The organism is Acinetobacter sp. Ac_5812 (assembly GCF_013072695.1).
Lineage (GTDB): Bacteria > Pseudomonadota > Gammaproteobacteria > Pseudomonadales > Moraxellaceae > Acinetobacter.
The window spans coordinates 235,876-260,340 of record NZ_LXUK01000012.1; the positions used below are offsets into that span (position 1 = coordinate 235,876).

The following is a 24,465-nucleotide window of genomic DNA, read 5'->3' on the forward strand; positions in this document are numbered from 1 at the left end:
GTTGAAACATGCACTGTTTTATTTTGGGGATAAAATTATGTGGGGCACGGATCAGGCTTCAGTTCAAGACAAGAAAAGACAAAACCAAGCATTAGAACAAGAGATTAAAAGCTTTGGTCAAAAGATTGAGCAATTTTTAATTGAAGTCAATCAGCTCATTTTAGATAAACCTCAACAAACTAAACTGGCGCTGACCTGTTTGCTGGCAGGTGGTCATGTATTGTTTGAAGATTTACCAGGATTAGGTAAAACAACCTTAGCCAGTGCCTTGGCGCGTTTGGCTGGACTCCATTTTCAACGAATTCAATTCACTAATGATATGTTGGCCAGTGATGTGATTGGCATCAATATTTTTAATCAGAAAGAACATGTCTTTGAATTTAAGCAAGGCCCTGTTTTTACTCAAATCCTACTCGCAGATGAAATTAACCGCTGTAGTCCCAAAACTCAAAGTGCTTTGCTGGAAGCGATGGAAGAAGGGGCTGTTACCGTAGATGGTGTTCATTATGAATTACCACAACCTTTTTGGGTGTTGGCAACGCAAAACCCTCTCTTCCAAAGTGGGACTTATGCATTGCCAGAGTCTCAACTAGACCGCTTTTTGATGCGATTGTCATTAGGGTATCCATCTCGTCAAGCAGAAAAGTTACTCCTACAACAAAGCTCACGCCAAGTCCTGATTCATCAATTAGATGCAGTGTTTAACCAAGCTGATATTTTACATTTACGAAAATTAGCAAAACAGATTTTCCTCAGTGACGCCGTACTCAATTATATTTTAGACTTAGCTGCTGAAACACGTAAGCAACGCCATGGCCTGTCTACACGTGGGGTGTTAGCACTGAAATCCGCAGCACAAGCTTATGCGTTGGTTGAAGGGCGTAGTTTCGTGACCACGGATGATGTACAAACGGTATTTGTGGCTGTGGTTGCGCATCGTTTAAGTTTGGGTGAGGTGGAGGTAAAACAATTGTTGCAGTCCGTTGATGCATTGTAGGTGAGTACAGACCATGCAAACTGGACTTAAACAACAGGTCAATCAATGGATCGCAAAACGTTTCCAAATGGATCACAGTAAAACTCTGCGACAAAAGGACGTTTTGGTTTTTATCTATAAACAAGGTTTTTTATATTTAGTTCTAATTCTGATTACCTTTATAGCTGGAATTAACTATGCAAATAATCTGATTTTAGGATTTTGCTTTTTAATTAGTGCCATTCTTTGTATTAGTTTTTATCTGACCTTTAAGCAATTACATGATTTACAAATTGATGTTGTGATACCTGAAGTCGGACAAGTCGATCAAGCAATCATTTTAAAGCTATTATTTAAACAACCTATTAATTCTGCGCGTTATCTGAGAATCCAGTGGCAGACTCAAGAACAACGAGTTTATCTAGACCAGACTCAACACAGCTTTGAATTACCTTTTGTAGGAGAAAAGCGAGGGTTATATGAATTTGGTGCCGTTAAAATTTATTCTACTTATCCATTGGGATTAGTCCGCGCATGGACTTATTTATATCCAAAACATAAAGTCTGGGTGGCCCCAAAGGGCTATGACTGGCAGAAAGAACATAAAAACAAGCCGACTTCTGCCCAAGATAGCTTAGATGAATTTAAAGAGTTACGTGGCTTTCAACACGGTGATTCTTATCAAAATGTGGCATGGAAACAGGTCGCACGTGGACAGGGATTTCTGATCAAAATGTTTGAAGCTCAGGCCAATCACCAGCATCTGGAAATTGATTATCAGCAAATTCCAGCTCAAAGCCACGAGGATAAACTAAGCTTTATGATGGGTTTGGTCGAGCAATGTGAACAGTTAGGTGATGATTATGCACTTATTTTGCCGCATGCACGCTTGGAAAGCGGGCAGGGACAATCTCAGTTGATTAAGGCAAAACTTTTATTAGCGCAGGCATAATCATGACCAAACAAATCTATTTCTGTGTTTTAGCTGTCTTGGCTTTGGTATTACTTGGGCAAACCGCTTTTGCACCTGCTGCTTTAACGGGATTATGGGCGGTGGTTTGGCTGTTATTGGTTCGGAGATATCGTAAACAAAGCTGGCTGCCTTTTCCTAAATGGTTTTTGGTGATCTTTATTCTCTTGTCCTTGAGTATTGTTTATATCAATTATCAAACCATCCTTGGGGTTGAAGCGGGCGTCGCTTTTTTGAGTACCTGTTTATTTGCCAAATGTTTAGAAGCTAAAAACACCCGTGATTTATTAATCACCTTTAATTTTGCCTTGTTTGTTAGTGCGAGCCTGTTATTACATAGCCAAGCGTTTTGGATGGCTTTGATTGTTCTTGCAGCATTTGTGATGTGTTTATTGGGTTTGTATCGAATACAGACAGGATTATTTAATCAAACGAAATTATCATCCAATCAATTTAAACATGATATTAAACAAATTTTTAAATTTGTTGGCATTGCAGTTCCTTTCTTTCTGATCTTATTTATCTTCTTTCCACGCTTACCGCCACTGTGGGCTGTTCCAATTCAGAGTAATCAAGCCACGACTGGGATTAGTGATCGCATGTCACCTGGGGATATTGCACAATTATCGCAATCTTCGGCTTTGGCCTTTCGGGTTGTGGCGGATATGTCGCAGTTTCCAAGCAGACCAGAATTGTATTGGAGAGCTTTGGTTTTAGATCAATATGATGGAACCACATGGACCAGCAGTTTTTTTAATCAGCAAATTAAAAATGTACGGTCAACTCCAAGAAGCGTGCCTTATCAATATTTAGCAGCAGATGAGCAAGCCAATTGGATTATGGGTTTGGAATATTCGATTCCACAAGAACGTTATTTGCAGTTGTATCAAGATAATAGTATTCGCCCATCTAAGCTGATCAAGCGTAATGTACCTATACAAATGTATTGGCTCGGAAGGACATCGGCTGAAAAAGTTTCCTTGTCGCCGCGACAACTTGAGTTAAATCTTAATTTTGATGGGGGGCGGGATCTTAAAGCGCAGCAATTGGCGCATCAGCTTTTTGAAAAAAGTCAGAAGCAACCTGAACAATATTTACAATCTGTGCTGTCATGGTACCGAAAGAATGGCTTTGTATATACATTGACGCCTGGGACTTTAGGTGGTGATCGTATAGATCAATTCTTGTTTTCTAGTCGCAAAGGTTTTTGTGAGCATTATGCGTCTAGTTTTGTCATGTTAATGCGTTACGCAGGTATTCCAGCACGCGTAGTGACTGGCTATCAAGGCGGTCAACCGGCACCTGATGGGCAAAGTTGGGAGGTTCGACAACTTGATGCACACGCTTGGAGTGAGGTTTATCTTGATGGAAAATGGAAAAGAATTGATCCAACAGCCATGATTGCACCGCAACGGATTGATACTGGCATGCAGGATTATCTGGCACAAGATCAAACTGTATGGGGAGATGAAAGTAAAGCCTGGCGTTTGCAACAATTTAAGTTTCTAAAAAATATGCGGATTTTGAGTGATTATTTAAGTTATCAATGGCAAAGCAAGGTCGTCGGTTATGATGCAGAAAAACAGAAAAACTGGTTGTCTCGATTAGGTCTTGATTCAAGTTATGCATATGCGATTGTTTTGATTGTTGGTGTATTCGCTATTCTGATGGTCTATGTGGGGATTTATTGGTGGAAACAGACAAGGCAGCAACAGAGTTATCAAAAAGCTATATTCAGATTTCAAAAGAGATTGCCCAAAAATCTACAAAAGCAACCAGCAGAAACTTTTCAGGCATGGATGCAGCGTTTAGCGAGTCAGGCTGAAAACAAACAGGTATTTGAACAAACGATTGTGTTATATCAACAAATTGTTTTTTTAGAGCAGCAGGATAGCGCAAATACTCAAGATTTTAAGCGCTTGCTTAAAGACTGTGCGATCGCACTGAAACAGTCACAAAAAAACTTGTGAAGCTGATAAAAAATGAATATGATGCTTCTCATTCTAGGTGTATAGCTCAGTTGGTTAGAGCGCTACGTTGACATCGTAGAGGTCTCCAGTTCGAGTCTGGATATACCTACCAAAATTTACGCTTTATCAGCGATTTACAACCCACCTCAATTGGTGGGTTTTTCTTTTAGTGGCTATTTAGGGGTATTTTCGGGGAACTCATTCACGCTCTAATGTGGATAAGTACGAAAATTAATCAAGTTTAGAATTTAAAAACTAGCGGAAACTAACCCTTTGAGGCTTCGGTTCTTCATGGCCTTGCAAGTAGTGATCAGTCATTTTTTCAGTTGCATGACCTGCCAATGCTTGGGCATAAGGTTTGCCATACTTCTCAGTAATATTATAAATACCGAGTGCGCGTAGATCATGAAATGATGGCCTTTGTCTTGGTTCTAGATGGTCACATGCACCAGACAAATCACGGTACTTTTGAAACTGTTTTGTTAAGTGGTCCTCAGTTACAGCATAAGGGTGTGGTTTAGCAATCCGGTTATGTTCGGTTATACGTTCAGGTCGGGTTGCTATTAAATGGGGGCAATTCAAACGAAATGAATTAGCAATACATTTAACGACTGTTTCAGCCAACTCTGGGTGCATATCTACTTCAATATAAATCGGCTTGTCATAATTCAGGGATTTATGCTGAAGCACTGTAAAAGTGTTTTCTTTTACATTTACCGCCGTACGCAAAAGCATCACCAAATCGCCACGTCGCTGTATAGAATGCAAAGCCAAATCAATAGCAAGCTTTAACCAATCTGGGCAAACTGCATAAATCTGTGACAGCATTTCATTACTTAAACGCTGACGTATTTTTTTTGGCCGAATTGGTTTAAGTGTTTTTTCAGCAATGTTTTCAGTTGCCCAGCCATTGGCAACAAAGTATTTAAAAATATCGATCAACAGAGACCGATGTTTTTCAGCTTGGTATGGTGTTTGCTCTTTTAAATAAGTGGCTAACATATTTAAAGTCATTTCAGTGCAACTGAGGTCACCCCATTTTTCAATGTACTTATCGCAATTAGCGTTAATAATTTCCATTGTTGATACAGCATAAGTTTTCTCGGTCAATCGAAGGTCGAGAAATTCTTTTAGGCCATTCTCAAAAGTTGGAATGTTGTTTTCTACTTTGCGATTTACTTCCAGTATTTTTGAGACAATATCAGGGTGTCTTTTAAGTGCTGCATTCAAAGCCATGGCAGCAATGATGGCTTCGTTACGATCTTTACCAAGTGATTTGCGTTGTCCATTTGGCAGAACATAACGGAAGTAAGTAGTACCATTGGCCTTTTTATCTGTTTCAACATGGGGAGGGAGGTCTAAACTCCCTTTTCCCCTTGGTCGTGGTGTCATGTTAAATCTCAGCTAAAATTCTATCGGCTATAGAGTTCCCTGTGACTGGAGGTGATTGCAGTGCAATCCTCGGTGTTTCACTATTGTAAAATAGAGGTGCGCCCCATGTTGTACATTCAACATACCAGTGGTTCCCGATCTTTTTCCCGCTTAACCATCCTCGCTCAATATGGCTTACCAACGTTTTACGACATGGGCGTGAATCTTCATCGATCCAATACTTTTTAGCGAAGATTGCGAGTTTAATGCGTTTAATATTGCTAGACATATATCCTCCAATCGCAGGGATAAAATTAATTAAGTTTGGGCTTTGGAAGCCGCATCCGCTTTTGCTTCTTTACGATCTAAGCGTTCAATTTCTGCAATTAATAAAGCAGCAGCTCTAACAATATCCGCTCTTGGGTTTTTAGGATTCCAACAATCATTTGCCCAAGGCCAAAATTCTGGTACATCATCGTCTTGGTATGCTTCTGGGCCATAATCATTAAAAACCCAACTTCGACCCACTACATGATCAACATAGCCAGAAGCAGCGCGTGGTAATTGATTCTGCTCATACAGATCATCAAGATCAGTCGAGTAGCCCTTAACATTAACTTGACGCTCGCGCTCAGCAAGAACATCATTGATAGCTTTAGAAAAAGACATTTTTAATTACCTCAGTTGCTCAATTCGCCACGTTCTTTTTTTAGGATTTGCACTAAGTTGTGCGTGACAATATCCATGTGTTTTTTGAAATGTTTGGTGCTGACTAAATCTGCATATTGAGATACAGCAAGTCCCATGATCTGATAAGCAAATACAGCTGCAGCTTGTGGATCGTTTTTAAATAACATTTCGGTGTTTGGGGAAACAATATTTTCAAATATTTTTACAGCCACTTCTTGTGCGGTCCCTTCAATTTTCAACGATGGAAGGATTACATCACCAATAACTTCACTCATTTTAAGCCTCTACATGTTCTTTAAATTCGGCAAATAAGGTTTTTGCTACTTTATTCATTTGACCGTTATGGTGAATGCACCCGCCACGCGGTAGGCTTTTACTCTTATATTTAGGTAAAAGCTCAGAATGCATACCTTTTGGGACAATTCGGTATCCAATGAATCCAAGCCAAATTAAGAAAGCATCCGACACCCACGGTTCAATATATTTAGGTTTTCTCATTGTTCACCTATGCTGGTGATGTAGGGGTAAGTGCAGCTTTTCTTTCCCTGTATGCTTCCATACAGTTGTGTGCATAAGTACCAGTGCCCATTGCTTTCACTTCGCTTAATAAGCAGCTGAGTATTGCGTTACTTGGTGCTGTGCGTATTTGGGTTAGAAGGGATACATCGAGCTCTACCAATCGCTTACTAATCGCCGTTAAAAGTGGAAGTCTTTGTGCATCGGACCACCCTAGTGTTTTAGATGCTGGTTCATTCGCCTCATCAATTGTTATTGCCTCTTGAACCAGTTTAATTAAATTATTCAAACAGTTTTCATATGCAGTTAATAAGTCTCTAGCCTTAGCTAAGTTTAAAAAATGATGGCTTTTATCTGACTCTGTTAGGGTGTTTTCAATTTGTCCTAATTCAACAAGATTTAGTGCATTGTGGATCTTGTCCGCAATAACTTCATGGTGATCAGGCTTTCCAATCTGCAAAGCTTCCGATTCCTTTTTCTCAATATCTTGAAGTCTTATTTCCACATATGCATCTAAATGGCTTTTATGTGTAAAGATTAATCTACGATCTTTATCAATTGATTCTTTAAGTCGATTAACAGCCTTTGCCTCTTGTGCTTCCGTTAGGCTTAGCATGTATTCACCCTTAGCTTGCTCAGAAGCTTCACGGATAGATGCAACGGTTGGAGTATCAGCAGCTGATTCAATAATTTCTGCATCCACTGGTGATGGGGCTGAGCTAGTCTCGGTCTGGTCAATTAAAGACAATTGATTCAATGCTTCGCGCTTTGATGCAATATCAACTAACAAAACATAATAATCCTCATCTAAGTCAGGATGTTTATCTCCAAGACTTTCAATCTTAATTGCCAGTGCATCCAAATCTCCAACTGTACTGGCGTCATAGAAATTATCTTTGAAAGCGTTCAATTCGGTTTCAGCTTTAATTTTTTTAAAAACTTGACGCTTTTGATTGATTAGCTCTCTAAACAGCTTGATTTCTTCATGTGCATATTTGTGTTTGTCATCAATAATGCTGTCTTCGACTTGAACCAATTCAGCATTATTGCGAGCAGCTGCAATAGCATCGGTATATTTTTTGACAGCTGGGTCTGTAAGATCAATTCCCTCTGAGTCATCATCAATAGATGAGGGAGATTTTTGAGAATCTTTTGTATCAGGGTCAGATGTTTCAGGCTTAGACTCTTTCTTCTTGCGTCCACCACCTCGCTTTTTAGGTTCGCCGTCCACAACAAAAAAATCGTAGTCAATAATTTGTGGTAATTCAGCCTCAACATTTAAAAGAGAGCGGAAAGCGTTTAATTGATAAACAGCATTTTCCTCATCACGTTGCACTGAACCATTTTTAACGGCGGATACCAGCATTTCATTTTCAGGATTAAATTTACCCTTCAAAATTGTTCCACTGGCACCCACATAATAAACATCATCATTAAGGGTGAGTTCGTCCAAGCTGTATGGCCGAGTAAATTCATACCCACCTAAAGTGATAGTGTCGATCTGCAAAGCAAAAACAAAATCAGGGTCAAACCATGTATTTGCCGATACATCTCTTAAGCTTTGGAACTCGTCTGCATCAATATGACGACAAACTACATTTTTGCCCGCTTGTTTTGCTTCAAAAGCAAGTTGTACTGAAAGTAATGTATGCATTTTATTACTCCTCATCTGGTTCTAAAATTGAAAAAAACTCCTCAATCGTAGGCAAGGAATTCAAATAAAATGTATGTAGATGCTTAACAGGTTGGTACTCGCTACCTTGCTCTATTGGCAGGTCATAAAACCGCTCATTTTCATCAAGTGGCTCTTTGTTGTAACCCCTGTAAATTTCAAACGTATTTCTGTCGAAATCTATAACATAAGCCCATTCGCAGAAAAGTGAATCTGCAGCGAACTCTTTAAAAAGACGTAGTGGTAAAGGCTGTTCTGATTTTTGAATGATATTTAGAATATCACTCCCAGTATCACGGGATAGGGAAGGGAACATGCTAGAAAAGTTTTTAGCAACGTCATAATCCACCATCCCATCAGTGCGAGTATTACCTGCATCTTTATACCATTGGGTAATTTGATCATCGGTAGGTTCGAAAGTTTGACTAAGCTTTGATAAAAATAATTCTTTATCTAGTTTTGAATTTAAAAATTCTAGAATATCGCTACCTTGACCAGATGGATAACCATCCCATTGGCCATACTGAGCAACTTTGTATTCAGTTTTCGCAACAACGCAGATTAAATGTCTAGTTCCCATATTATTTTCCTTATTTATTGAGGGGTATAGCCTTGACGGGCTAAGGCATCTTGAAGTTTGGTAACGGCGGTTGTCATTTGGAATGCTTCTCCATCATCTGCAGCATTCAAACGAATATCGGACCAACCAATACGCTTTATAAGCTGAGCAAGGGCTTTAGCTTGGACCTCATCAATGTTTTCCAATTGGAGCTTAAGATTCATTGTTATTCTCCTTATGCTCAGGCTCTCTTAAATCCACACCGCAAAACGGGCAGTATGAAAATAGCAGTGAGGTCTTTTCTTTTTTGATCTTTGGTAGTCCAGTTTTTTTAACAATGATCTTGTGATGGATTGCCACAGGCAAATAACCTTTAAGTGTCATGCCGTTGTCGTGTTTATTAAAAACAAATGCATAATTTTCAATTTCCACGGAGTGATCAGTAGATGTTGGGTACTGAGCTTTTACTTGTTCTAGGAACTTTTCAGTAAAAGTTGTTTTGCAATTGCAGCTCATTGGATCACCCCATTCTTTTTAATGTAGGCAACTAGAGCTGCATTGATAGCCTTGTGATCTTCCCAATTTGTGAAGTCGTTAAAATCCTTTCCATATACAGTTGTGATTTGGCCGATCTCTAAATTGGTGATTTCAATTTTAGGATCTGTTTCAAAATCAAATTTAACCGGGATGTTGAAGCCTTCGAGTTTTACCAGTGCTTCACCACTATTTTTATGAATGGCACCAGCTGAAACAAAGAACTCATTTTGAAATGAATATCTTTCTTCTTTAGTAGGAGGAAGGTTTTGTAATGGGGCATTGATGTTGTGCCAGATTGCAGCAAAGATAGCTGCAATTAATAGTGACATTAATACCCAAACGCCTATTGCGCCTGCACCAAAGCGAACAGCGGGATTGCTGAGAATTGTAGTTTGTTCCATAATGGGACCTCATAAGATGCTTTGCATCTGTTGTTGTGAAAAGCCCCTGTTCGCCGTCGGAAGTGAGAAGGGGCTTTTTGTTGTTTATGGTTAATTATTCACTAGTGAATTAAATAATGCAATAGTTAATTATTCAAATATGAATTATTTTTTTAATAGACAAAAGAAAACCCACCGCAGGGGTGGGTTGTAAGTTAGATTATACTTTAAGCTTCAAGTTTTGCAGCACCAACTATCTCTGCATTTTTGAAATTACCATTTAAGGTTAGTGCTCTAATTTTTAAGTAAATATTAGAATAACCCCATTCAGCATTTTTAATTAAATTAAGATTTTTCTGATCTAAAGAGTCATTCTCTAATACGGCTGTTAACTCTTGACCAGTTTCAATATTTTTAATCTTGATTTTACGATTCGCAGCATTAGATGAATCTACATGGATAATTTGATAAAACCCATCTATACGAATAGCTTCCCATTTTGATCTATTTGAAGATGTAATCTCTTTTGCAGCTGCGCCTGAAAATGAGACAGCATGCTGGAACTCAATGTTATCTGCATTTCTAACACTTTTAACCATACTCTCAGTTACTTTTCTTGCATCATTTTGCATTGTCTTAACTTTAGGCTCTTCAAGCACAGCTTTTTCTAAAATTTCTAAAGCTTTATTGCTTGGTTCTTGGAGGGTCTTGATTGTTTCTAGCCGCTCTTTGCTTTCTTGCTCCTTGGCTTTTTGTTCCAACTCAAGTTTTCTAATTTCTGTTTGGCTAGAAATATAAGTTTGATAGAAACTATGCCCCGCATATAAAATAATAGCGGAGAGGACAGCAACTAAAATATGTTTACCTTCCATTCTACCAAACGTCTTATCAATTAAATTATTTAGTAACTTATCCCAATCAACTTCAAAACCTGAGGTTCCATCAATCACTTTGACCTCAAGTTCCAAATCCTCACGATCAAACTGAGTTAGTTTGTTGGGTACTTCGTCATTATATCTAATAAGTGAGTAAGATTTATAGATAGCAGATTGCATTTCTAAAAAACCTTTCATTACAGACGTAGTAATTGTTTGATGGAATTGCTCACCAGAAACATGCATGTTGAATAAAGTGAATTTTTCAACTTTTAAATTTATATGAGCTGTATCTATTTGATTATTTAATATTTTTTCCAGTAAATTAACAGCCTCTAATTCATTGGAAATAATAATCTCATTCTGTATTGCCGTGCTACTCATTTCACCCCCTCCCGAACCGTTGTAATTTCTGTGTCGGGTTCACAGTTTATTACTCATCACGCCAAAATTGATGGTCTGTTTATACCTTTGTATACATTTCTAAAAATTCATCTATCCAGCCTTGCGCCTGCTCTAGATTGCTTATATCTGCAAGTTTTAGATTTATACCTTCAGCTTCATTAAATCCTTCAATGATAGCCTCAAAAATATTGGCTTCATTGATGACTTCTCGTGATATTTCCGCAGCATCATAGCTTTGCTTGGCTTTTTTAAGTGATGTTATCTGTTTATCAATACCTTCACCTATTTTTCCTAATGCTGCTTTAAATTCTTGTTTATTAATAGATAAAGCGGTTTTGGTTTTATTTAGTGTTGCGATCATGATTTTTGCTCTTTAATTAGTAGCTATTTGGGTGCTCTGGCTTGTGTTGACTAGGTGGAACAATGTCTGTAATCGCTGTGATGCTATCAACATCATCCATATCAAATGTGAGTCTCTCACCGCCATTAACAGCGATAAGGCTTAACACATCATTATGAATGCCGATAAACTCTTTAATTGTACAGCGACCATCTTTTAAGCAGACCTGAACGAATTCGGTGGGTACCAACTCAGCGTCAGGATCACACACGACATACCAGCCATTTCTGATAGCTGGAAACATTGAATCACCAGTACCTTTAATACCGTATGCATTCTCACCCGCCGCATGAGTGGGTATATATCCATCTCCTGCATTACCGTCATAACCCATGTCGGTAAAGTACCCATCCATCCCCATTTTGCTATAAGCCTTCACAGGAACCCAGCGCTTAGATACAACGAACGGTTTTTCAATAATCTTGGAAAACAGAACCGCATCATCGCCATCTAAAATATTGTGCTGTTTTTTAAATGCTTCGATATCTAATTTATTGAATGCTGGCTTCGCTTCTTTAGGGCTGGATTCTAATAATCTCAAATCTTTTGTTAGTAAATCGCCAACATCTACGCCAGACCATTCTGATATAGCGCGAAGTGTACTTTGACGAGGGTTTTCTGTAAGACCATTCTGAATCCTAAAAATTGTGGATTGAGGAATACCGTGTTTTTCGCTCAACTCATTTGGATTTGTATTGTGCTTTTCCAGCAGATAGTCAATGTTTGATTTTAAAAACATACGGATAACCTCTAATCGACACACATATATTATTCACAATTGAATATAAATAGATAAATAATTCACTAATGAATTGACATGTATTCATAAGTGAATAATAATTAAAATAAATGGAGGATCAACAAATGGCAGAAATCCCAACTATTCGAGAAATGTTGCAAGCGTTAACACAAAAGCTCACTCAAGTTGAAATTTCAGAACTAACTAGCATTCCGCAAAGTTCTATTTCAAAAATTTTAAGTAAAGAACTCAATGAAGTGACATATAGCCGAGGCTTAAAGCTACAAAAACTATACGAACAAAGAGAAACCCTATGAGCCTTGAAAAAGAAGATCTTCGGACGAAGCACGATCCTGAAATTATGGACAAACTTCGTGATATTTCCGCCTATTACGGTATGGATATGAGTAGACAAGCTGCAATCCTCTTTGAAAAAGCCATCGTTGGTGAGTGGCACATCGTGAGTTTAGGGCTTGAGCGTATCAGAAGAAATGAGCGAATGCGGGCATTGGTGGTCGATGACGGGAGTAACGGGGATCAGTCGGTCAAATATCCGCTCCAAGTTGTTCAAGGCAATAAAAAAGCCTGATTGTACGGATCAGGCTTTTAAGTTCGTCTATCTGGAGAGATTTAGAACATGGCAAATTTAACAAATCAAGACACTAATAACAATGACGATTTCGCCGTTGGGGATTTCGTTGTATTTAATAAATTCGATGATGACGCTCTTTATTTCGTATATGGCTATACAGCATTTGGAATGCTTAATGATGAGATTTGTATTAAAAAATGTACAAGTAACACCACAGCTTTTAGGCGTGTGCATGAGTCTCACCTTAGACATGCCACTACAGCAGAGGAAATTGCTAAACGCCGTTTACCTGCACCAGTAGTTTTTTCCATTTCTAAACAGGTTGAATGGTGTCAACCATATTCACCTGAGGAATTAGCCATTTTAGATATGGGCCATGTCAATGATATTGGCAACCATATCAGCCCATTATGTAAGGTCCAGAATTTTGGTCCTGCAAATCCCTCATTTCGTGACGTTCTAAACAAGTCTTATATGACCGATGTCATTAATCATCTTGTGAGTGCACATAAGGCACAGCAGGAGGTTACATGACGACTTTCCCTATTGGAACAACTCATATTGAAAGTGACGGCACATTTTGGAAGTGTGAAAAAAACTTTTGGGCACATTGGAATATGCATTTTAAGAAATGGTGTCCATATGTTGGCTTGGTAGATAGAAACTTTTTAAATGCGCGTATGCCGTTGGTTGGTGAAGCATGAGATATGGTTCTGTATGTTCTGGTATTGAAGCAGCAACAGTGGCTTGGCATAGCCTTGGCTTTGAACCTGCATGGTTTGCTGAAATTGAAGAAGCACCAAGCTTGATTTTAGGTCACCACTATCCAGATATTCCAAATTTAGGGGACATGACTCTTATTCGAGATAAAGTTCGCCGTGGAGAAGTGGAAGCGCCAGATGTATTGGTGGGTGGAACTCCTTGCCAAGCTTATTCTGTAGCAGGGAAAAGATTATCACTGGATGATGAGAGAGGACAATTAACACTTGAATATGTGAGGTTATTAGATGCAATTGATGATACCCGATCTCTACAAGGCAAAGAGCCATGTATTGCAGTCTGGGAAAACGTACCCGGTGTGCTCAGCCCCAAAGACAATGCTTTCGGCTGCTTTTTGGGAGACCTCGCAGGTTCGGGGTGTGAATTGCAGTCGTCAGGGAGAAAATGGCCAAACGCTGGTTGTGTGCTTGGACCATCTCGACAAGTCTATTGGAGAGTCCTTGATGCTCAATTTTTCGGACTCGCCCAACGACGCAAGCGTGTGTTTGTTGTCGCAAGTGCTCGAGCAGAAAGTATCGGAGAAATACTTTTTGAGCGAAAAAGCTTGCTTGGGGATTCTACGCAGGGCAGCAGCAAGAGGCAAAGTGTTGCCGCCGATCGTGCAGCACACACTACAAGAGCAAGCGAGACTGTTAGCGGAAAAACCTACCTTTCACCCTTACTAGCATCACACGGTGAAAAGAAATGGTTGGGTAACCAGGAAGCTTTTTGCGGTGATTATTACATCAAACATGCGATCGGTGTTGTTCCTCGATCACTTGGGATTCCTTGTACTAATGAGCAAGCTCCAACTTTAACCGCTACAGATTATAAGCAGCCTCAAATGGTAGTTGAATGTATTGGTGTGGGGGCAATGACCGCAAACGCTGCAATTTCAAAAGGTCTATACCCCACATTATTGGCTAGACAAGACCGAGGTTATTTAATCACTTCATACGGTATTCAAGGGACTCTTATAAATCGTACTGAGAAATCAGGTCCAGAGGGATTGGGGTGCAAAGCAGAGTTAAGTTACACACTAACATCAACTACAAAAAATGCAGTTGTTTATTGCGGTACAAAAAATGATGCCTTGCGTGACCTTGGCGATGATATTGCACCAACACTGCGCTGTGGTGGAAAACAAGGTGGACCAATACAGCAAGCAGTTTTTCAATATGTTCCGCCGTATGTTTTCTCATTAGCCCGTTATCTTACAGAAGTTGAATGCGAGCGTTTACAAGGCTTTCCCGACAATTACACACAAGTTCCCAAAGTGGCAGTGGGTAAGCGTTATAAGACACTAGGCAACTCTATGGCCGTCCATGTTATGCATTGGATCGGCAAGCGTCTCCGTACCTATTTATTGGAGGCTGCATGACTATCAATAAAAACTGCCATTTAAAAATCTTAAGTTTAAGTGATCATAATTTGGTCAATCAAAATCAGATTTTATCCAAAAACTCTGACCAATTGAATTTCGACCCCGCAAGATGTCCTGAACAGCAGCACTTTAGAAATTTTAAGACAAACTGGGGAGCACACCATGCAAGCTGATATTAGTTTGATCAGATTGATCGATGCAATGAACGAACGGCCGATTGCGTTCAATCGCCATTACGTCTCACTGGGATGTGGCATCACAGGTGCTTTGATGTTGTCTCAAATGGTCTACTGGTCCAAATATACGAGCAACAGCGGGTGGTTTTATAAGACCAGTACCGAGTGGGAAGAAGAAACGGGCATGACGCGCCGTGAGCAAGAAACTGCCCGTAAAAACTTAGTACGTCTTAAGTTCATTCAGGAAGAATTAAAAGGTGTTCCTGGGCGATTACATTTTCGCGTTGAAAAGGAAAATCTGTATCAAGCTTTGATGAATTTGCACCAAGTTTCAGAGGAAAATCAGTGCACAAATCCGCCAAACTTGAATGCACAAATCCGCCAAACTAGTTTGCACGATACCGCCAAACCTAGATGCACAAATCCGCCATACAGTGATGGCGGAATCCGCCAATCTAATACAGAGAATACACAAGAGAGTACACAAGAGAATAATACTAGTGGCTCACCTGTAAATTTTTCAGCAAAAAAATATTTGTTGAGTATTGGGGTGACTGAGCAAGTTGCCAAAGATTTTATTGACCTGAGAACAAAAAAGAAAAAACCAATTTCTGAACTCGTCATGAAGCTTATCGAGAAACAAGCTGAAAAAGCATCACTGCCTGTTTGCCGTGCATTAGAAATTTGTGTAGTTCGTGGCTGGGAATCTTTCAAAGCTGATTGGAGTTGGCAAGAAACCAATGCTGAGCTTGATCAACTTTTTTCACCAACACAAACAACAGAGCAAGCAGCTCAAGAAAATCAACCTACACGCTTTCAGCCTGAGCGCGTTCAATTTGGAAAAGGATTGGTGTAATCATGGGTGCAGTTGAAAATTTATTAGATGACCGATTAAAAAACCACAACTGTGAAGTTAGTGTTTTGGTGGCGTTGATGACTTACCGAGATTGTTTAGAGCAACTCGGTCACATGACAGAATCGTTATTTACTCTGAAAACACATCAAGTGGTTTTTAAAGCGATTAAAAAATTGCATGAGTCAGGTAAGCCCGTTGATGACGTAACAATCATCGGCAGTTTGCAGACACTTGGTGGCGATGCCTTTGGAGTCAATGAGCGTTATATCATCGACATGATCGGAAACGCACCACGTACACACCTTGGTCATTTCACCGCGTACTTGAACCTTTTGCAGGACCTGCAGGCACGCCGTGATCTACGGGATGCAGCAGAAAAAACTAAGTCTTTAGCAAATGATCTAAGCAACGGATCAGCAGATGATGCGATTGCTAAAGCAACAAGTTTACTCGGTGATATTGGTACTGGTAATGAGGCAGATAGTGTTGAACATATTGTGCATTCAGCAATTAGTGTTTTTGAAGAAGTTGCAAGAATGCAAGAGGAGAAATTGGCGGGTACTTACAAGGTCCGTGGTGTTACCACTGGTTTTATAGGATTGGATTCAAAATTAAATGAAGTTGCACCAGGTGATTTAATTATTATCGCTGCACGTCCATCGATGGGTAAAACGGCGTTTGCTCAAAATATTGCAGCGCACATCTCAACCAATCTTGCCAAGCCTGTTCTGTTTGAATCTTGCGAGATGAAGAAAATAAAAATTGCTCGTCGTTTTGTAGCTTCAATGGGTAATGTTGAATTAAGTCGATTGCAATCTGCTGATATTCGTCCAGAGGATTGGCAAGGTATGCAACAAGCAACAATGATCCTGCAAAAAGCCCCTATCGAAATGCACGATGGTGATGTGACACTTTTTGATATTCGCCGTCACGCACGTCAGACCAAAAAGTTACATGGATCAATCGGAGCAATCTTTGTTGATTACCTTCAATTAATCAAAACACCCAATTTACCTGCAAGCGTATCCGAAAATGATCGCCTTACGCATGTCTCAAATGGTTTGAAAGGCATTGCAATGGAATTTGATTGTCCAGTATTTGCATTGTCTCAGTTAAGCCGTGATGTTGAAAAACGTCCTAACAAACGCCCAAATTTATCAGACCTACGCGGATCGGGTGCTCTAGAGCAAGATGCTGACATTATCTTGTTTTTATACCGAGACGAATATTACAACAAGGATAAATCCAAATTCCTTGGATTACTTGAGGTGAATGCGGCAAAGGTCCGTGATGGCGCCGTTGGTAATACCTTCCTTTGTTCTGAGCTTGAATATAGCCGTTTCTCTAATGTTGCGAGCCACCAGTTGGCAAGCCTTGAAAGTATGGATGGTGCAGCATGATTCAACACGATGTGTCTAAGACAGTGAACAAGGTTCTGTTGTTCATTTTCATTCTAATTTTTTGTGTAGCAGTGAGAGGGTGTGGAGCATGAGTATGTTAGGCGATTGTGATTACTGCGGTGAGTATGACGATTTAAAAATTGATCCACCTTCTGGGAGTTGGATTTGCACAGAGTGCATAGTGATTTTGAGAGAAGAAGAATTAAATCAACAAAATGATGCTGACCTAGAGGAGCCAAAACAATGAAAGCAGCAACTTTAATAGCAGCAAAAGGATTGGCTTACGCCGTAAATATTATTGATAGTGCCCCTGCAAGTGCGACCCAGTGGAATGAAGGGTATGAATTTACTTGTGGTCAGAGCGTCACTATCAGTGCTGAGGATCGTGAAAAATATTTTGTAGATATGGCAGAGCTAAAACGTGTGGTGTGGTCATTACGCCGTATTGATACGTTGGGTGGCATTGCAGAGGCTAGGGAGTTGTTAAAACATGCTGTATATACGGCAGAAAAGTCGATTACTGCTGAGAATGATTTTGTAGTAAAGCGCCTTAAATCAAACATTCAGGACTGGGAAGAAACATTTATTACTGAGGGTGTCTTTGTAGAAGTGGATTTTATTAGTGAATCAAGCACCCAACATTCTGGAACTTATTTTAAGGGACAAGGTGTGGTCGATAAATATGAAGATGGTCGAGTGTTTGGGCGACTGCATGATGGTACACCTTTTATGTGCTTTCCATGTGATGTGATTATTACAGGGAAAGTGATTAATAAGCATCTAGCTGAAACTGAAAAATTAAATCGATTAGGGTGAATAAGAATGAAAAATAAAGTTTTAGTTAAATGTTCACACGGTTATGACGTTGCATGTTTGTTTTGTGGTTTTGGTCAAGATGAACAAGGCAATCGTATTTATCACGCTAATTATAAATCGGATCAAATCATTATCGGGATTGATCCAGATTTAGAAAAATCAGGCGTAGCTGTCAGATGGGCAGATGCATTGAGTCTTAATAACTTTACTTTTATTGAACTAAAAGACTTCCTTGAGGGGAAGCAACCAGTAATTAAAAAGGCAGTAGTGGAAGCGGGCTGGCTTAATCAAAAAGCAAACTTTCATTATCAGCCAAATCAAAAAAAGGCAGTCGGGGAGAATATTGCTAAAAAGGTTGGGGAGAATCACGCAACAGGGAAATTGATCGTACAGCTAATTGAGAGTATGGGTATTCCAGTGCAGTTAATTAAGCCGACCAGATCAAAGCTCAACTCAAAAGATTTTAATCGCATAACGGGTTGGATGAAGCCGTCTAATCAGGAACAACGTGATGCTGCAATGCTGGTATGGGGGATTTGAGATGGGAAGTTCAATGAACAAAGATTTAAAAAAGAATCAACTCTCTAATATCGAATGGCTAGGTATGCAGATGCGTGCCAAGACTGCCAATTTTGAAATGTGCACTCAAGACACGAATCTTGAACCAGTAACATGGGAGGATCGTTGCGGTGCGTATGCAATGATGGACACACAGCATGCGAAAGCTTTGGCCGCTTTGTATGTGTGGGGCCATAAAGAAAAGCAAGCTTATGAACATTTAATAAATTATCTAGCTAACATTATGTTTTCCCAAGCTCAACTTGATGGAAAGGGTGAACCTAAAAGCATTTCATTGCGTGATTTATCATTGTTAATTGCCAGAATGGTTTTAGAGTTTGCACTTGATGAAAAGCTTGAAACTAATTTCACAGCAAAAGGGCGTTTATATTTCGCAGGCATTGGTGAGGACCGTATGTCTTATGATGCATATCGCATGTCATGGATTAAATATGAAAAGGATATGCAACTTGCAATTTACAGCGCACGTTGGGAAGTGGAAACGGCTATTGGAAAATACCGCAAAAACTTAAAGAAATTTGCATAAAAATAGTTACATGATACCTATTTCGTTTAAATGTAAATTGAGCTATAGTTTTTATATTCTGGTCGTATTGCGGTTCAAACCGAGACCATGCCATTAAAGCTCATCGAAAGGTGGGCTTTTTTATTGTTTTAAGAATCATAAGCTAGGTAAGCATTTGCTATTGAGAATTTATGATTTACTAGAATTTACTATTGAGAATCATATACTTATGTTTTAATCAAAGTTGCAATCAAAAAAATAAAGCTATAAAGTAATTAGAACAATTCACTTGGGATAGCAAGTCATGCAAAAAAAATCTGTTGTTTGTATTGGTGGTTTTATGGATGGAATAGAAGTTCCATTCAACAACTTAGAGTTCGCACCAATGAGTGAGACTGATCATCGAGATTATTTTGAACTTCCAGTTAGTGAGATGGTTGTGGCAGAAAAGCCAGTAGCATTTTATCATCCAATAAGTTTTGATTGTAATGGCTACAAACTGAACTTTTACCTTTGGGATAATGACCAAAGTTTGTTAGATTCTTTTATTCAGCCTTATTTAAAAAAACTATTTGATGTTAAATAAAATTCAATTTATGCCCTGCTTCTTCTGGTAATACTTTATGGTTGGTATCAAGACTATAAGTACTGGAAATACCACAAGAACAAACCACGTATTTTAAACCCATGGTCAGATTGGTGAAGTATGGACACAATTGAAGCAAAGAAGAATCTTAAAATCGACAAGAGCAATTAAAAAAACCCGCCAAAGAAAAGGCGGGTTTCTGTATTACGCTATAACAAGCTGTGGGGTTTTACCCAGAACTTTTAATGCTTCAGCAACTGTATCAATTTTAGTTGCGTGGTGAAGATTTACTATACGCGTTACCTCTTGTTTTGGTTTATGTAGAAGTTTAGCTAGTTCAACCTGAGTTACTTTTTTCTCAAGCATTAAGTTTAAAAGATAAACTTTAGAACTAATACTAATTGGAACTTCAATCAGTTCCTCGCCTTTTACTCCCTTACTAGGTAAGGGTATAGACCTTTCATCTTCAAAATAAAAGTCCATAGCAGTTATAAGGGCATCTTGAGCCATATCCTTTGCTTCCTCCAAGGTATCACCTTGAGTGATCGCTTCGGGTATATCTCTGAATGTTACGACATAACTACCATCAGGCTCCTTTATAAAATTAGCTGGATAGAACATTCTTTAACCTCTGTAATATAGTGAATCTACTTTCATCATTGAGTTAAGGTAAGGTTTGAGGGCGAACCCTCAAATACCTAACTGCTTTCTAATTTCCCGTTCTGTCCCTTTTTTCAGTTCAGTGTGACGGGGGATAACGCTTTGCTTGCCGTTTAGATAAACTTTCGTGTGTTTACCACCTTCTTTAAACTCAGCGCCTAATCCTTTTAACTCTTTGATGAAATCGGCGTACTTCACTTTTACCTCTATCTGTTGAACATAGACACATAGTAAACATTTTTGTTTACCAAGTCAACAAAAATGTTTACCATTCGTCAGCTTTAGCCTTATGGTGTTTTATGATTGATTTATCAATTACTTCTGATGTGAGACATCAAATAAGACGAGTAGCTGAGGAACATAAAAAACATGTAGCTTATGTTCTGGCTAAAACAGTAAATGAGTTAGCAAAGATGGCTGTAGTTGAAGAAAAAAAAGGTCTTGCATCGTTCTTTGACAATCCTACTCCGTTCACAGTTAATTCAGTTGCTATCCGTTATGCCAAGAAAGGCAACCCAACAGCAACTATTTACATACGCCCATTGGCTGCTCGGTACATAGCACCGTATGAGTACGGCGGAAAACAATTCCTTGGTAGCAAACCTGCTGATCTAGTACCAATCAGTGTTAATGCTAACCAATACGGCAATCTGCCACGTAATACCATTAAACGTTATCTGAATCGAAAGGACGTATTTCTCGGTAAAGTTGGTTCTGTTTATGGACTATGGCAAAGACCAACTGTCCAGAAAGGTCGCCGTGGTAAAGGTGCCAAGGTAGCAAACAATACAGGAAAGCTAAGATTGCTTGTTGCATTCAGTGAACCAGTAACAACACGCAAGCGCCTAAACTTCGGTAGTAGAGCACAAGTGGTTGTAGGCCGAAACGTTAAACAAGTATTTGAAAGACAATTAGCAGCTGCAATTGCTTCTGCAAGATAGAGAGAATCATCATGAACCCATTAACAGTTTTACTTTGGTTGTTATATGCGTTTGTTGTCGCCGTATTCTTTGGTGTGATTGGATTGTTTGTTTATATGGTTAAAGCAAGAATGAAAGCACTTAAAGAGTTTAATGCACATCGAGCTGCAATGGGATTACAGCCTAGCAATGATGTAAAGGCTGCAATGCACAGCGCTAAACGATCAGCAGAGCACAAGCCATTTACAAAAGGTACTTCCCAAGGGGGTTAGCAAGGCGGGAGATTGCGCACCGTGCTTTGTGACTAGCTACGAAATTTTTTGAAGTGGGTAACAGGGTAACGGGTAACATGAATCAAGCACAATTTGCTCGACTCCATGACGTAAGCAAAAAGACTGTTACCTCATGGAAAAATAAAGGTTGGGTTGTCTTAAACGCAGACGGCTCAGTGGATGTAGAGCTTAGCAATAAAAATTTAGAACTCTACAGAAAAGAAAAAATATCATCAGATGAAGAATTATATTTTGGAGTTACCCAAGGTAACGAGGTAACTGATTTAGGTAACGGTGGGCAGGGTAACGCATCGTTACCTATGGATGACTCAGCAGAAGCCATGCTAGCGGCCAAAGAATTATCACGCCGATTAACTTATGAAAAACTACAAGTCGAGCGAGAGAAGGCGAGAGAGGCAAAGTTAAATGCTGACGTTAGAGAAGGGACTTTATTAGAAGCCGACAAGGTCTATCAACATGACGCAGAGGTTGCGGCCCAATTACAACGAAAGTTACTTTCTTTGCCTTCTGAGCTTGCTGTCAGGTTAGCAGCTATTAATTCACCTGCAGAGATCGAAAGCACATTGAGGGAAGAATTAACTTATTGTCTTAACGAGTTCTTAGATTCTTATGAAATTGAAAATTAGAGCAAGTTTTGCTGAGGCGTTAAGGCCACCCCCATTTTTGTCAGTCAGCAAGTGGGCAGAGCAATACATGGTGTTATCTGCTGACTATTCAGCGAGCACTGGACGATTTAAAGCCTACCCATATCAAAATGGCATCATGGATGCTATGACTGATACAAAAAATAAAACCATCGTAGTAATGAAGTCGGCGCGGGTTGGATATACGCAGGTACTTAATAATGCTTTTGGATATTTTATACATTATCAGCCGTCACCAATTTTGATTGTGCAGCCACGTAATGGTGATGCCGAGGATCATTCAAAAGGTGTCATTGCACCAATGTTGCGTGATGTACCAGTACTGGCTAAGTTGGGTGGTAATGCAAAAAGCAAAGACTCTAACCAGACTATTCTGGCTAAAAAGTTTAACAATGGTTCAAGCGTAAAGCTAATTGGCGCTGATTCACCAGGTGGCTTTCGTCGTGTCACTGTGCGTGTAGTTATGTTCGATGAGATAGATGGTTATCCAATCGGCGGTGCAGGTGCCGAGGGTGATCAAATTTCACTTGGTAAAAAGCGTGCTGAAACCTATTGGAATAGCGTCATTGTTTTAGGTTCGACTCCAACAAATAAGGGTGACAGCCGAATAGAGAAGGCTTGGCTCAATAGCGATATGCGCCGTTATTTTGTTCCTTGTCCACATTGTAAGGAACTGCAAGTTTTAGAGTGGGGCGGCAAAGAAACCCCACACGGCATCAAATGGAGACGTGATGAACTAGGCGAATACATAGAGGATTCTGCTTATTATTCATGTATTAATGGCTGTGAAATAACCGAGGATCATAAGGGTTGGATGATACAAAATGGTGTGTGGCAAGCCACAGCACCTTTTAAGGGTCATGCAGGCTTTCATATCTGGACAGGTTATTCATTACTACCTAAGGCGGGTTGGTCCCGACTTGTAGAGGAGTGGTTGAACGTCCACAAAGACCCATTGCAACGAAAGACCTTTTTTAACCTTGTGTTAGGTGAGCCTTTCGATGATTTAGGTGAAAGTGTTCTACCAGAAGGGCAACTTTTAGACCGATGTGAAACATGGGTTGATGAAGTACCAGATGGTGTCGGTGTTTTAACTGCAGGTATCGACTTTCAGTATGATCGATGTGAGATTGAGGTTGTAGGTTGGGGCCGTTTTGAGGAATCATGGTCAATTGCTTATGAGACAATTTACGGTGAAATTGATGACCCTGCATACTGGGATAAGATTGACGCATATTTAAAGAAGCGATTCTGTAGAGGGGATGGCCGTCCTTTCACTATTGCTGCAGCTTGTCTGGATTCTGGTGGTCAGGAAGGCCACACCCAAAAGGTTTATGACTTCTGTAAAGAGCGATTGGCGCGGCGGGTGTGGGCGATTAAGGGTGAGTCAGCTCGAAATGGTAAGCGCTCACCTGTTTGGCCAACAAAAAAACCAACAAGCCGAACCAAGAAAACATTTAAACCTATCATCCTTGGTGTGAACAGTGCCAAGGACCAGATTAGACGCCGTTTACATCTTGAGGTAGCTGGTCCGGGTTATATGCATTTTCCGAGTGACCGTGATCTAGGTTATTTTCAACAGTTACTAGCTGAAAGATTGATGACCAAGAAGGTTGGTGCTGATACATATCGAGTTTGGGAATTACCTGCAGGTAAGGCGAACGAGGCATTAGACTGCCGTGTTTATGCTTACTCGGCATTATGTGGACTCAACCATTTGGGGCTTAAACTCAATAGCTTGTGTGAGCGAATGGAAAAGCAGGATTTTATACCGATGCAAGAAATTGAGCGAGTTCTTGATGATCCTATGGATGTTAACGAAATTTCGCCAACAACGGATGAACCTGTAAAAGCCGTTACTGTTATCAAAACAGAGGCTACTAAGAAAAAGTCTTTAGCTGAGCGAATGGCTGAAATGAACAATTAACCCTGCATCAAGCGGGGTTTTTTTTGGATAAATATTTATGTATGACCCAAACACCTCACCGCTTGCAGGTATGACTACAGCTCAATTACAAGCAGCGTTAAACACTGCTCAGACAGCTTACACTCAGTTAATGACTGGTACGCGAGGGGTTGAGTTTTCTTATGCTCAAGGGGATGGCTCCCGAACAGTTAAGTACGATCAATTAGACCTACAGCAGCTTTTGCAGTTTATCAATATGCTGAAACTGCAACTTGGAATGCCAATTCAACGTAGACGGCCAGTTCAATTTCGATTCTCACGGAGGTAAG

General features: G+C 39.7%; 34 protein-coding genes, 1 tRNA gene and 1 pseudogene. 22 read left to right on the forward strand and 14 right to left on the reverse strand.

The annotated features are described in order from the left end of the window. The first annotated feature begins 37 nt into the window (after positions 1–37). The 4 genes from A7P55_RS10265 to A7P55_RS10280 all read left to right on the forward strand — a co-directional run bounded on the left by A7P55_RS10265 (position 38) and on the right by A7P55_RS10280 (position 4,028). Positions 38–997 (forward strand): MoxR family ATPase, encoded by a 960-nt coding sequence (locus tag A7P55_RS10265; RefSeq protein WP_171552019.1) that lies wholly within the window; start codon positions 38–40, stop codon positions 995–997. Between the two features lie 13 nt (positions 998–1,010). Then, positions 1,011–1,928 (forward strand): DUF58 domain-containing protein, encoded by a 918-nt coding sequence (locus A7P55_RS10270; RefSeq protein WP_171552020.1) that lies wholly within the window; start codon positions 1,011–1,013, stop codon positions 1,926–1,928. 2 nt (positions 1,929–1,930) lie between these two features. Next, on the forward strand, positions 1,931–3,916 hold the full coding sequence (locus tag A7P55_RS10275; protein ID WP_171552021.1) for a DUF3488 and transglutaminase-like domain-containing protein: 1,986 nt from the start codon (positions 1,931–1,933) through the stop codon (positions 3,914–3,916). Between the two features lie 35 nt (positions 3,917–3,951). Then, a tRNA-Val gene (locus A7P55_RS10280) sits at positions 3,952–4,028 on the forward strand. A 143-nt stretch (positions 4,029–4,171) separates the two neighbouring features. Here A7P55_RS10280 and A7P55_RS10285 read toward each other — a convergent pair. Further along, positions 4,172–5,308 carry a phage integrase Arm DNA-binding domain-containing protein gene (locus tag A7P55_RS10285; protein WP_171552022.1) on the reverse strand — a complete coding sequence of 379 codons (1,137 nt, stop codon included), beginning with the start codon at positions 5,306–5,308 and terminating at the stop codon, positions 4,172–4,174. A gap of 105 nt (positions 5,309–5,413) precedes the next feature. On the opposite strand from A7P55_RS10285, the gene A7P55_RS22800 reads away from it, so the two are divergent. Beyond that, a complete protein-coding gene (locus tag A7P55_RS22800; protein WP_289847026.1) occupies positions 5,414–5,536 on the forward strand; it encodes a hypothetical protein in 123 nt (40 codons plus the stop codon). 69 nt (positions 5,537–5,605) lie between these two features. Here A7P55_RS22800 and A7P55_RS10295 read toward each other — a convergent pair whose 3' ends face one another. From A7P55_RS10295 to A7P55_RS10345, 11 genes are all read right to left on the reverse strand, one after another. Beyond that, complete coding sequence (locus A7P55_RS10295) at positions 5,606–5,956, reverse strand: hypothetical protein (protein WP_171552024.1); 351 nt, start codon at positions 5,954–5,956, stop codon at positions 5,606–5,608. A gap of 11 nt (positions 5,957–5,967) precedes the next feature. Next, positions 5,968–6,252, reverse strand: coding sequence for a hypothetical protein (locus A7P55_RS10300; protein WP_171552025.1), 285 nt, complete (start codon positions 6,250–6,252; stop codon positions 5,968–5,970). A 1-nt stretch (position 6,253) separates the two neighbouring features. Beyond that, positions 6,254–6,475, reverse strand: coding sequence for a hypothetical protein (locus tag A7P55_RS10305; RefSeq protein ID WP_171552026.1), 222 nt, complete (start codon positions 6,473–6,475; stop codon positions 6,254–6,256). A 7-nt stretch (positions 6,476–6,482) separates the two neighbouring features. Beyond that, on the reverse strand, positions 6,483–8,147 hold the full coding sequence (locus A7P55_RS10310; protein WP_171552027.1) for a hypothetical protein: 1,665 nt from the start codon (positions 8,145–8,147) through the stop codon (positions 6,483–6,485). Positions 8,148–8,151: 4 nt separating this feature from the next. Further along, positions 8,152–8,745, reverse strand: a complete 594-nt coding sequence (locus tag A7P55_RS10315) for a hypothetical protein (RefSeq protein WP_171552028.1) — start codon at positions 8,743–8,745, stop codon at positions 8,152–8,154. Positions 8,746–8,759: 14 nt separating this feature from the next. After that, complete coding sequence (locus tag A7P55_RS10320; protein WP_171552029.1) at positions 8,760–8,948, reverse strand: hypothetical protein; 189 nt, start codon at positions 8,946–8,948, stop codon at positions 8,760–8,762. Beyond that, positions 8,938–9,156 (reverse strand): hypothetical protein, encoded by a 219-nt coding sequence (locus A7P55_RS10325; protein WP_216078022.1) that lies wholly within the window; start codon positions 9,154–9,156, stop codon positions 8,938–8,940. The genes A7P55_RS10320 and A7P55_RS10325 overlap by 11 nt, the downstream gene beginning before the upstream one ends. Positions 9,157–9,236: 80 nt before the next feature. Beyond that, positions 9,237–9,662 (reverse strand): hypothetical protein, encoded by a 426-nt coding sequence (locus tag A7P55_RS10330; RefSeq protein ID WP_171552031.1) that lies wholly within the window; start codon positions 9,660–9,662, stop codon positions 9,237–9,239. A gap of 206 nt (positions 9,663–9,868) precedes the next feature. Next, positions 9,869–10,900, reverse strand: coding sequence for a hypothetical protein (locus A7P55_RS10335; protein ID WP_171552032.1), 1,032 nt, complete (start codon positions 10,898–10,900; stop codon positions 9,869–9,871). 79 nt (positions 10,901–10,979) lie between these two features. Continuing rightward, the gene (locus tag A7P55_RS10340) at positions 10,980–11,282 is read right to left on the reverse strand and encodes a hypothetical protein (protein ID WP_171552033.1); all 303 of its coding nucleotides are present in this window, start codon (positions 11,280–11,282) and stop codon (positions 10,980–10,982) included. A 16-nt stretch (positions 11,283–11,298) separates the two neighbouring features. Next, a complete protein-coding gene (locus A7P55_RS10345) occupies positions 11,299–12,060 on the reverse strand; it encodes a S24 family peptidase (RefSeq protein WP_171552034.1) in 762 nt (253 codons plus the stop codon). A gap of 125 nt (positions 12,061–12,185) precedes the next feature. Between A7P55_RS10345 and A7P55_RS10350 the strand changes: the two genes are divergently transcribed. The 12 genes and pseudogenes from A7P55_RS10350 to A7P55_RS10405 all read left to right on the forward strand — a co-directional run bounded on the left by A7P55_RS10350 (position 12,186) and on the right by A7P55_RS10405 (position 19,713). Further along, positions 12,186–12,377, forward strand: coding sequence for a transcriptional regulator (locus A7P55_RS10350; protein WP_171552035.1), 192 nt, complete (start codon positions 12,186–12,188; stop codon positions 12,375–12,377). Beyond that, entirely contained in the window at positions 12,374–12,649 is a 276-nt protein-coding gene (locus tag A7P55_RS10355) for a hypothetical protein (protein WP_171552036.1), read from the forward strand. The genes A7P55_RS10350 and A7P55_RS10355 overlap by 4 nt, the downstream gene beginning before the upstream one ends. A gap of 48 nt (positions 12,650–12,697) precedes the next feature. Next, positions 12,698–13,186 (forward strand): hypothetical protein, encoded by a 489-nt coding sequence (locus tag A7P55_RS10360; RefSeq protein WP_171552037.1) that lies wholly within the window; start codon positions 12,698–12,700, stop codon positions 13,184–13,186. After that, on the forward strand, positions 13,183–13,356 hold the full coding sequence (locus tag A7P55_RS10365; RefSeq protein WP_171552038.1) for a hypothetical protein: 174 nt from the start codon (positions 13,183–13,185) through the stop codon (positions 13,354–13,356). The genes A7P55_RS10360 and A7P55_RS10365 overlap by 4 nt, the downstream gene beginning before the upstream one ends. Further along, a complete protein-coding gene (locus tag A7P55_RS10370) occupies positions 13,353–14,792 on the forward strand; it encodes a DNA cytosine methyltransferase (RefSeq protein ID WP_171552039.1) in 1,440 nt (479 codons plus the stop codon). Before A7P55_RS10365 ends, A7P55_RS10370 begins: the two co-directional genes overlap by 4 nt. A 165-nt stretch (positions 14,793–14,957) precedes the next feature. Further along, positions 14,958–15,827, forward strand: a complete 870-nt coding sequence (locus A7P55_RS10375; protein ID WP_171552040.1) for a DNA-binding protein — start codon at positions 14,958–14,960, stop codon at positions 15,825–15,827. A 2-nt stretch (positions 15,828–15,829) separates the two neighbouring features. After that, on the forward strand, positions 15,830–17,227 hold the full coding sequence (locus A7P55_RS10380) for a DnaB-like helicase C-terminal domain-containing protein (protein WP_171552041.1): 1,398 nt from the start codon (positions 15,830–15,832) through the stop codon (positions 17,225–17,227). Between the two features lie 88 nt (positions 17,228–17,315). Further along, positions 17,316–17,474, forward strand: coding sequence for a hypothetical protein (locus A7P55_RS10385; protein WP_171552042.1), 159 nt, complete (start codon positions 17,316–17,318; stop codon positions 17,472–17,474). After that, positions 17,471–17,692, forward strand: a pseudogene (locus A7P55_RS22585) (hypothetical protein); the annotation flags it as partial. The gene A7P55_RS10385 and the pseudogene A7P55_RS22585, both read left to right, overlap by 4 nt. 447 nt (positions 17,693–18,139) lie before the next feature. Next, on the forward strand, positions 18,140–18,583 hold the full coding sequence (locus tag A7P55_RS10395; protein ID WP_171552251.1) for a hypothetical protein: 444 nt from the start codon (positions 18,140–18,142) through the stop codon (positions 18,581–18,583). A gap of 13 nt (positions 18,584–18,596) precedes the next feature. Next, positions 18,597–19,148, forward strand: coding sequence for a hypothetical protein (locus A7P55_RS10400; protein ID WP_252727849.1), 552 nt, complete (start codon positions 18,597–18,599; stop codon positions 19,146–19,148). A 283-nt stretch (positions 19,149–19,431) separates the two neighbouring features. Next, positions 19,432–19,713 (forward strand): hypothetical protein, encoded by a 282-nt coding sequence (locus A7P55_RS10405; RefSeq protein ID WP_171552044.1) that lies wholly within the window; start codon positions 19,432–19,434, stop codon positions 19,711–19,713. 204 nt (positions 19,714–19,917) lie between these two features. Here the strand turns inward: A7P55_RS10405 and A7P55_RS10410 are convergent, their stop codons facing one another. Both A7P55_RS10410 and A7P55_RS10415 read right to left on the reverse strand, forming a co-directional pair. Continuing rightward, positions 19,918–20,334 carry a type II toxin-antitoxin system HicB family antitoxin gene (locus A7P55_RS10410; RefSeq protein WP_171552045.1) on the reverse strand — a complete coding sequence of 139 codons (417 nt, stop codon included), beginning with the start codon at positions 20,332–20,334 and terminating at the stop codon, positions 19,918–19,920. 69 nt (positions 20,335–20,403) lie between these two features. Then, positions 20,404–20,571, reverse strand: coding sequence for a type II toxin-antitoxin system HicA family toxin (locus tag A7P55_RS10415; RefSeq protein WP_171552046.1), 168 nt, complete (start codon positions 20,569–20,571; stop codon positions 20,404–20,406). 215 nt (positions 20,572–20,786) lie between these two features. Here A7P55_RS10415 and A7P55_RS10420 point away from each other — a divergent pair, with 215 nt between their 5' ends. From A7P55_RS10420 to gpW, 5 genes are all read left to right on the forward strand, one after another. Next, complete coding sequence (locus tag A7P55_RS10420; RefSeq protein ID WP_171552047.1) at positions 20,787–21,314, forward strand: hypothetical protein; 528 nt, start codon at positions 20,787–20,789, stop codon at positions 21,312–21,314. Between the two features lie 11 nt (positions 21,315–21,325). Then, positions 21,326–21,565 (forward strand): hypothetical protein, encoded by a 240-nt coding sequence (locus A7P55_RS10425; protein ID WP_171552048.1) that lies wholly within the window; start codon positions 21,326–21,328, stop codon positions 21,563–21,565. 77 nt (positions 21,566–21,642) lie between these two features. Beyond that, positions 21,643–22,212: a hypothetical protein gene (locus A7P55_RS10430; RefSeq protein ID WP_171552049.1), complete on the forward strand. Its 570-nt coding sequence runs from the start codon at positions 21,643–21,645 to the stop codon at positions 22,210–22,212. Further along, entirely contained in the window at positions 22,196–24,157 is a 1,962-nt protein-coding gene (locus A7P55_RS10435; RefSeq protein WP_171552050.1) for a terminase gpA endonuclease subunit, read from the forward strand. Before A7P55_RS10430 ends, A7P55_RS10435 begins: the two co-directional genes overlap by 17 nt. Positions 24,158–24,194: 37 nt before the next feature. Continuing rightward, the gene (gpW, locus tag A7P55_RS10440; protein WP_171552051.1) at positions 24,195–24,464 is read left to right on the forward strand and encodes a gpW family head-tail joining protein; all 270 of its coding nucleotides are present in this window, start codon (positions 24,195–24,197) and stop codon (positions 24,462–24,464) included. The last annotated feature ends 1 nt before the right edge of the window (position 24,465 follow it).

Bases quoted from the DNA above. Each gene is read 5' to 3' on its own strand.
- A7P55_RS10265 (WP_171552019.1), top strand. From the start codon at position 38: ATGTGGGGCACGGATCAGGCTTCAGTTCAAGACAAGAAAAGACAAAAC.
- A7P55_RS10270 (WP_171552020.1), top strand. From the start codon at position 1,011: ATGCAAACTGGACTTAAACAACAGGTCAATCAATGGATCGCAAAACGT.
- A7P55_RS10275 (WP_171552021.1), top strand. From the start codon at position 1,931: ATGACCAAACAAATCTATTTCTGTGTTTTAGCTGTCTTGGCTTTGGTA.
- A7P55_RS10285 (WP_171552022.1), bottom strand. From the start codon at position 5,308: ATGACACCACGACCAAGGGGAAAAGGGAGTTTAGACCTCCCTCCCCAT.
- A7P55_RS22800 (WP_289847026.1), top strand. From the start codon at position 5,414: ATGTTGTACATTCAACATACCAGTGGTTCCCGATCTTTTTCCCGCTTA.
- A7P55_RS10295 (WP_171552024.1), bottom strand. From the start codon at position 5,956: ATGTCTTTTTCTAAAGCTATCAATGATGTTCTTGCTGAGCGCGAGCGT.
- A7P55_RS10300 (WP_171552025.1), bottom strand. From the start codon at position 6,252: ATGAGTGAAGTTATTGGTGATGTAATCCTTCCATCGTTGAAAATTGAA.
- A7P55_RS10305 (WP_171552026.1), bottom strand. From the start codon at position 6,475: ATGAGAAAACCTAAATATATTGAACCGTGGGTGTCGGATGCTTTCTTA.
- A7P55_RS10310 (WP_171552027.1), bottom strand. From the start codon at position 8,147: ATGCATACATTACTTTCAGTACAACTTGCTTTTGAAGCAAAACAAGCG.
- A7P55_RS10315 (WP_171552028.1), bottom strand. From the start codon at position 8,745: ATGGGAACTAGACATTTAATCTGCGTTGTTGCGAAAACTGAATACAAA.
- A7P55_RS10320 (WP_171552029.1), bottom strand. From the start codon at position 8,948: ATGAATCTTAAGCTCCAATTGGAAAACATTGATGAGGTCCAAGCTAAA.
- A7P55_RS10330 (WP_171552031.1), bottom strand. From the start codon at position 9,662: ATGGAACAAACTACAATTCTCAGCAATCCCGCTGTTCGCTTTGGTGCA.
- A7P55_RS10335 (WP_171552032.1), bottom strand. From the start codon at position 10,900: ATGAGTAGCACGGCAATACAGAATGAGATTATTATTTCCAATGAATTA.
- A7P55_RS10340 (WP_171552033.1), bottom strand. From the start codon at position 11,282: ATGATCGCAACACTAAATAAAACCAAAACCGCTTTATCTATTAATAAA.
- A7P55_RS10345 (WP_171552034.1), bottom strand. From the start codon at position 12,060: ATGTTTTTAAAATCAAACATTGACTATCTGCTGGAAAAGCACAATACA.
- A7P55_RS10350 (WP_171552035.1), top strand. From the start codon at position 12,186: ATGGCAGAAATCCCAACTATTCGAGAAATGTTGCAAGCGTTAACACAA.
- A7P55_RS10355 (WP_171552036.1), top strand. From the start codon at position 12,374: ATGAGCCTTGAAAAAGAAGATCTTCGGACGAAGCACGATCCTGAAATT.
- A7P55_RS10360 (WP_171552037.1), top strand. From the start codon at position 12,698: ATGGCAAATTTAACAAATCAAGACACTAATAACAATGACGATTTCGCC.
- A7P55_RS10365 (WP_171552038.1), top strand. From the start codon at position 13,183: ATGACGACTTTCCCTATTGGAACAACTCATATTGAAAGTGACGGCACA.
- A7P55_RS10370 (WP_171552039.1), top strand. From the start codon at position 13,353: ATGAGATATGGTTCTGTATGTTCTGGTATTGAAGCAGCAACAGTGGCT.
- A7P55_RS10375 (WP_171552040.1), top strand. From the start codon at position 14,958: ATGCAAGCTGATATTAGTTTGATCAGATTGATCGATGCAATGAACGAA.
- A7P55_RS10380 (WP_171552041.1), top strand. From the start codon at position 15,830: ATGGGTGCAGTTGAAAATTTATTAGATGACCGATTAAAAAACCACAAC.
- A7P55_RS10385 (WP_171552042.1), top strand. From the start codon at position 17,316: ATGAGTATGTTAGGCGATTGTGATTACTGCGGTGAGTATGACGATTTA.
- A7P55_RS10400 (WP_252727849.1), top strand. From the start codon at position 18,597: ATGAACAAAGATTTAAAAAAGAATCAACTCTCTAATATCGAATGGCTA.
- A7P55_RS10405 (WP_171552044.1), top strand. From the start codon at position 19,432: ATGCAAAAAAAATCTGTTGTTTGTATTGGTGGTTTTATGGATGGAATA.
- A7P55_RS10410 (WP_171552045.1), bottom strand. From the start codon at position 20,334: ATGTTCTATCCAGCTAATTTTATAAAGGAGCCTGATGGTAGTTATGTC.
- A7P55_RS10420 (WP_171552047.1), top strand. From the start codon at position 20,787: ATGGCTGTAGTTGAAGAAAAAAAAGGTCTTGCATCGTTCTTTGACAAT.
- A7P55_RS10425 (WP_171552048.1), top strand. From the start codon at position 21,326: ATGAACCCATTAACAGTTTTACTTTGGTTGTTATATGCGTTTGTTGTC.
- A7P55_RS10430 (WP_171552049.1), top strand. From the start codon at position 21,643: ATGAATCAAGCACAATTTGCTCGACTCCATGACGTAAGCAAAAAGACT.
- A7P55_RS10435 (WP_171552050.1), top strand. From the start codon at position 22,196: ATGAAATTGAAAATTAGAGCAAGTTTTGCTGAGGCGTTAAGGCCACCC.
- gpW (WP_171552051.1), top strand. From the start codon at position 24,195: ATGTATGACCCAAACACCTCACCGCTTGCAGGTATGACTACAGCTCAA.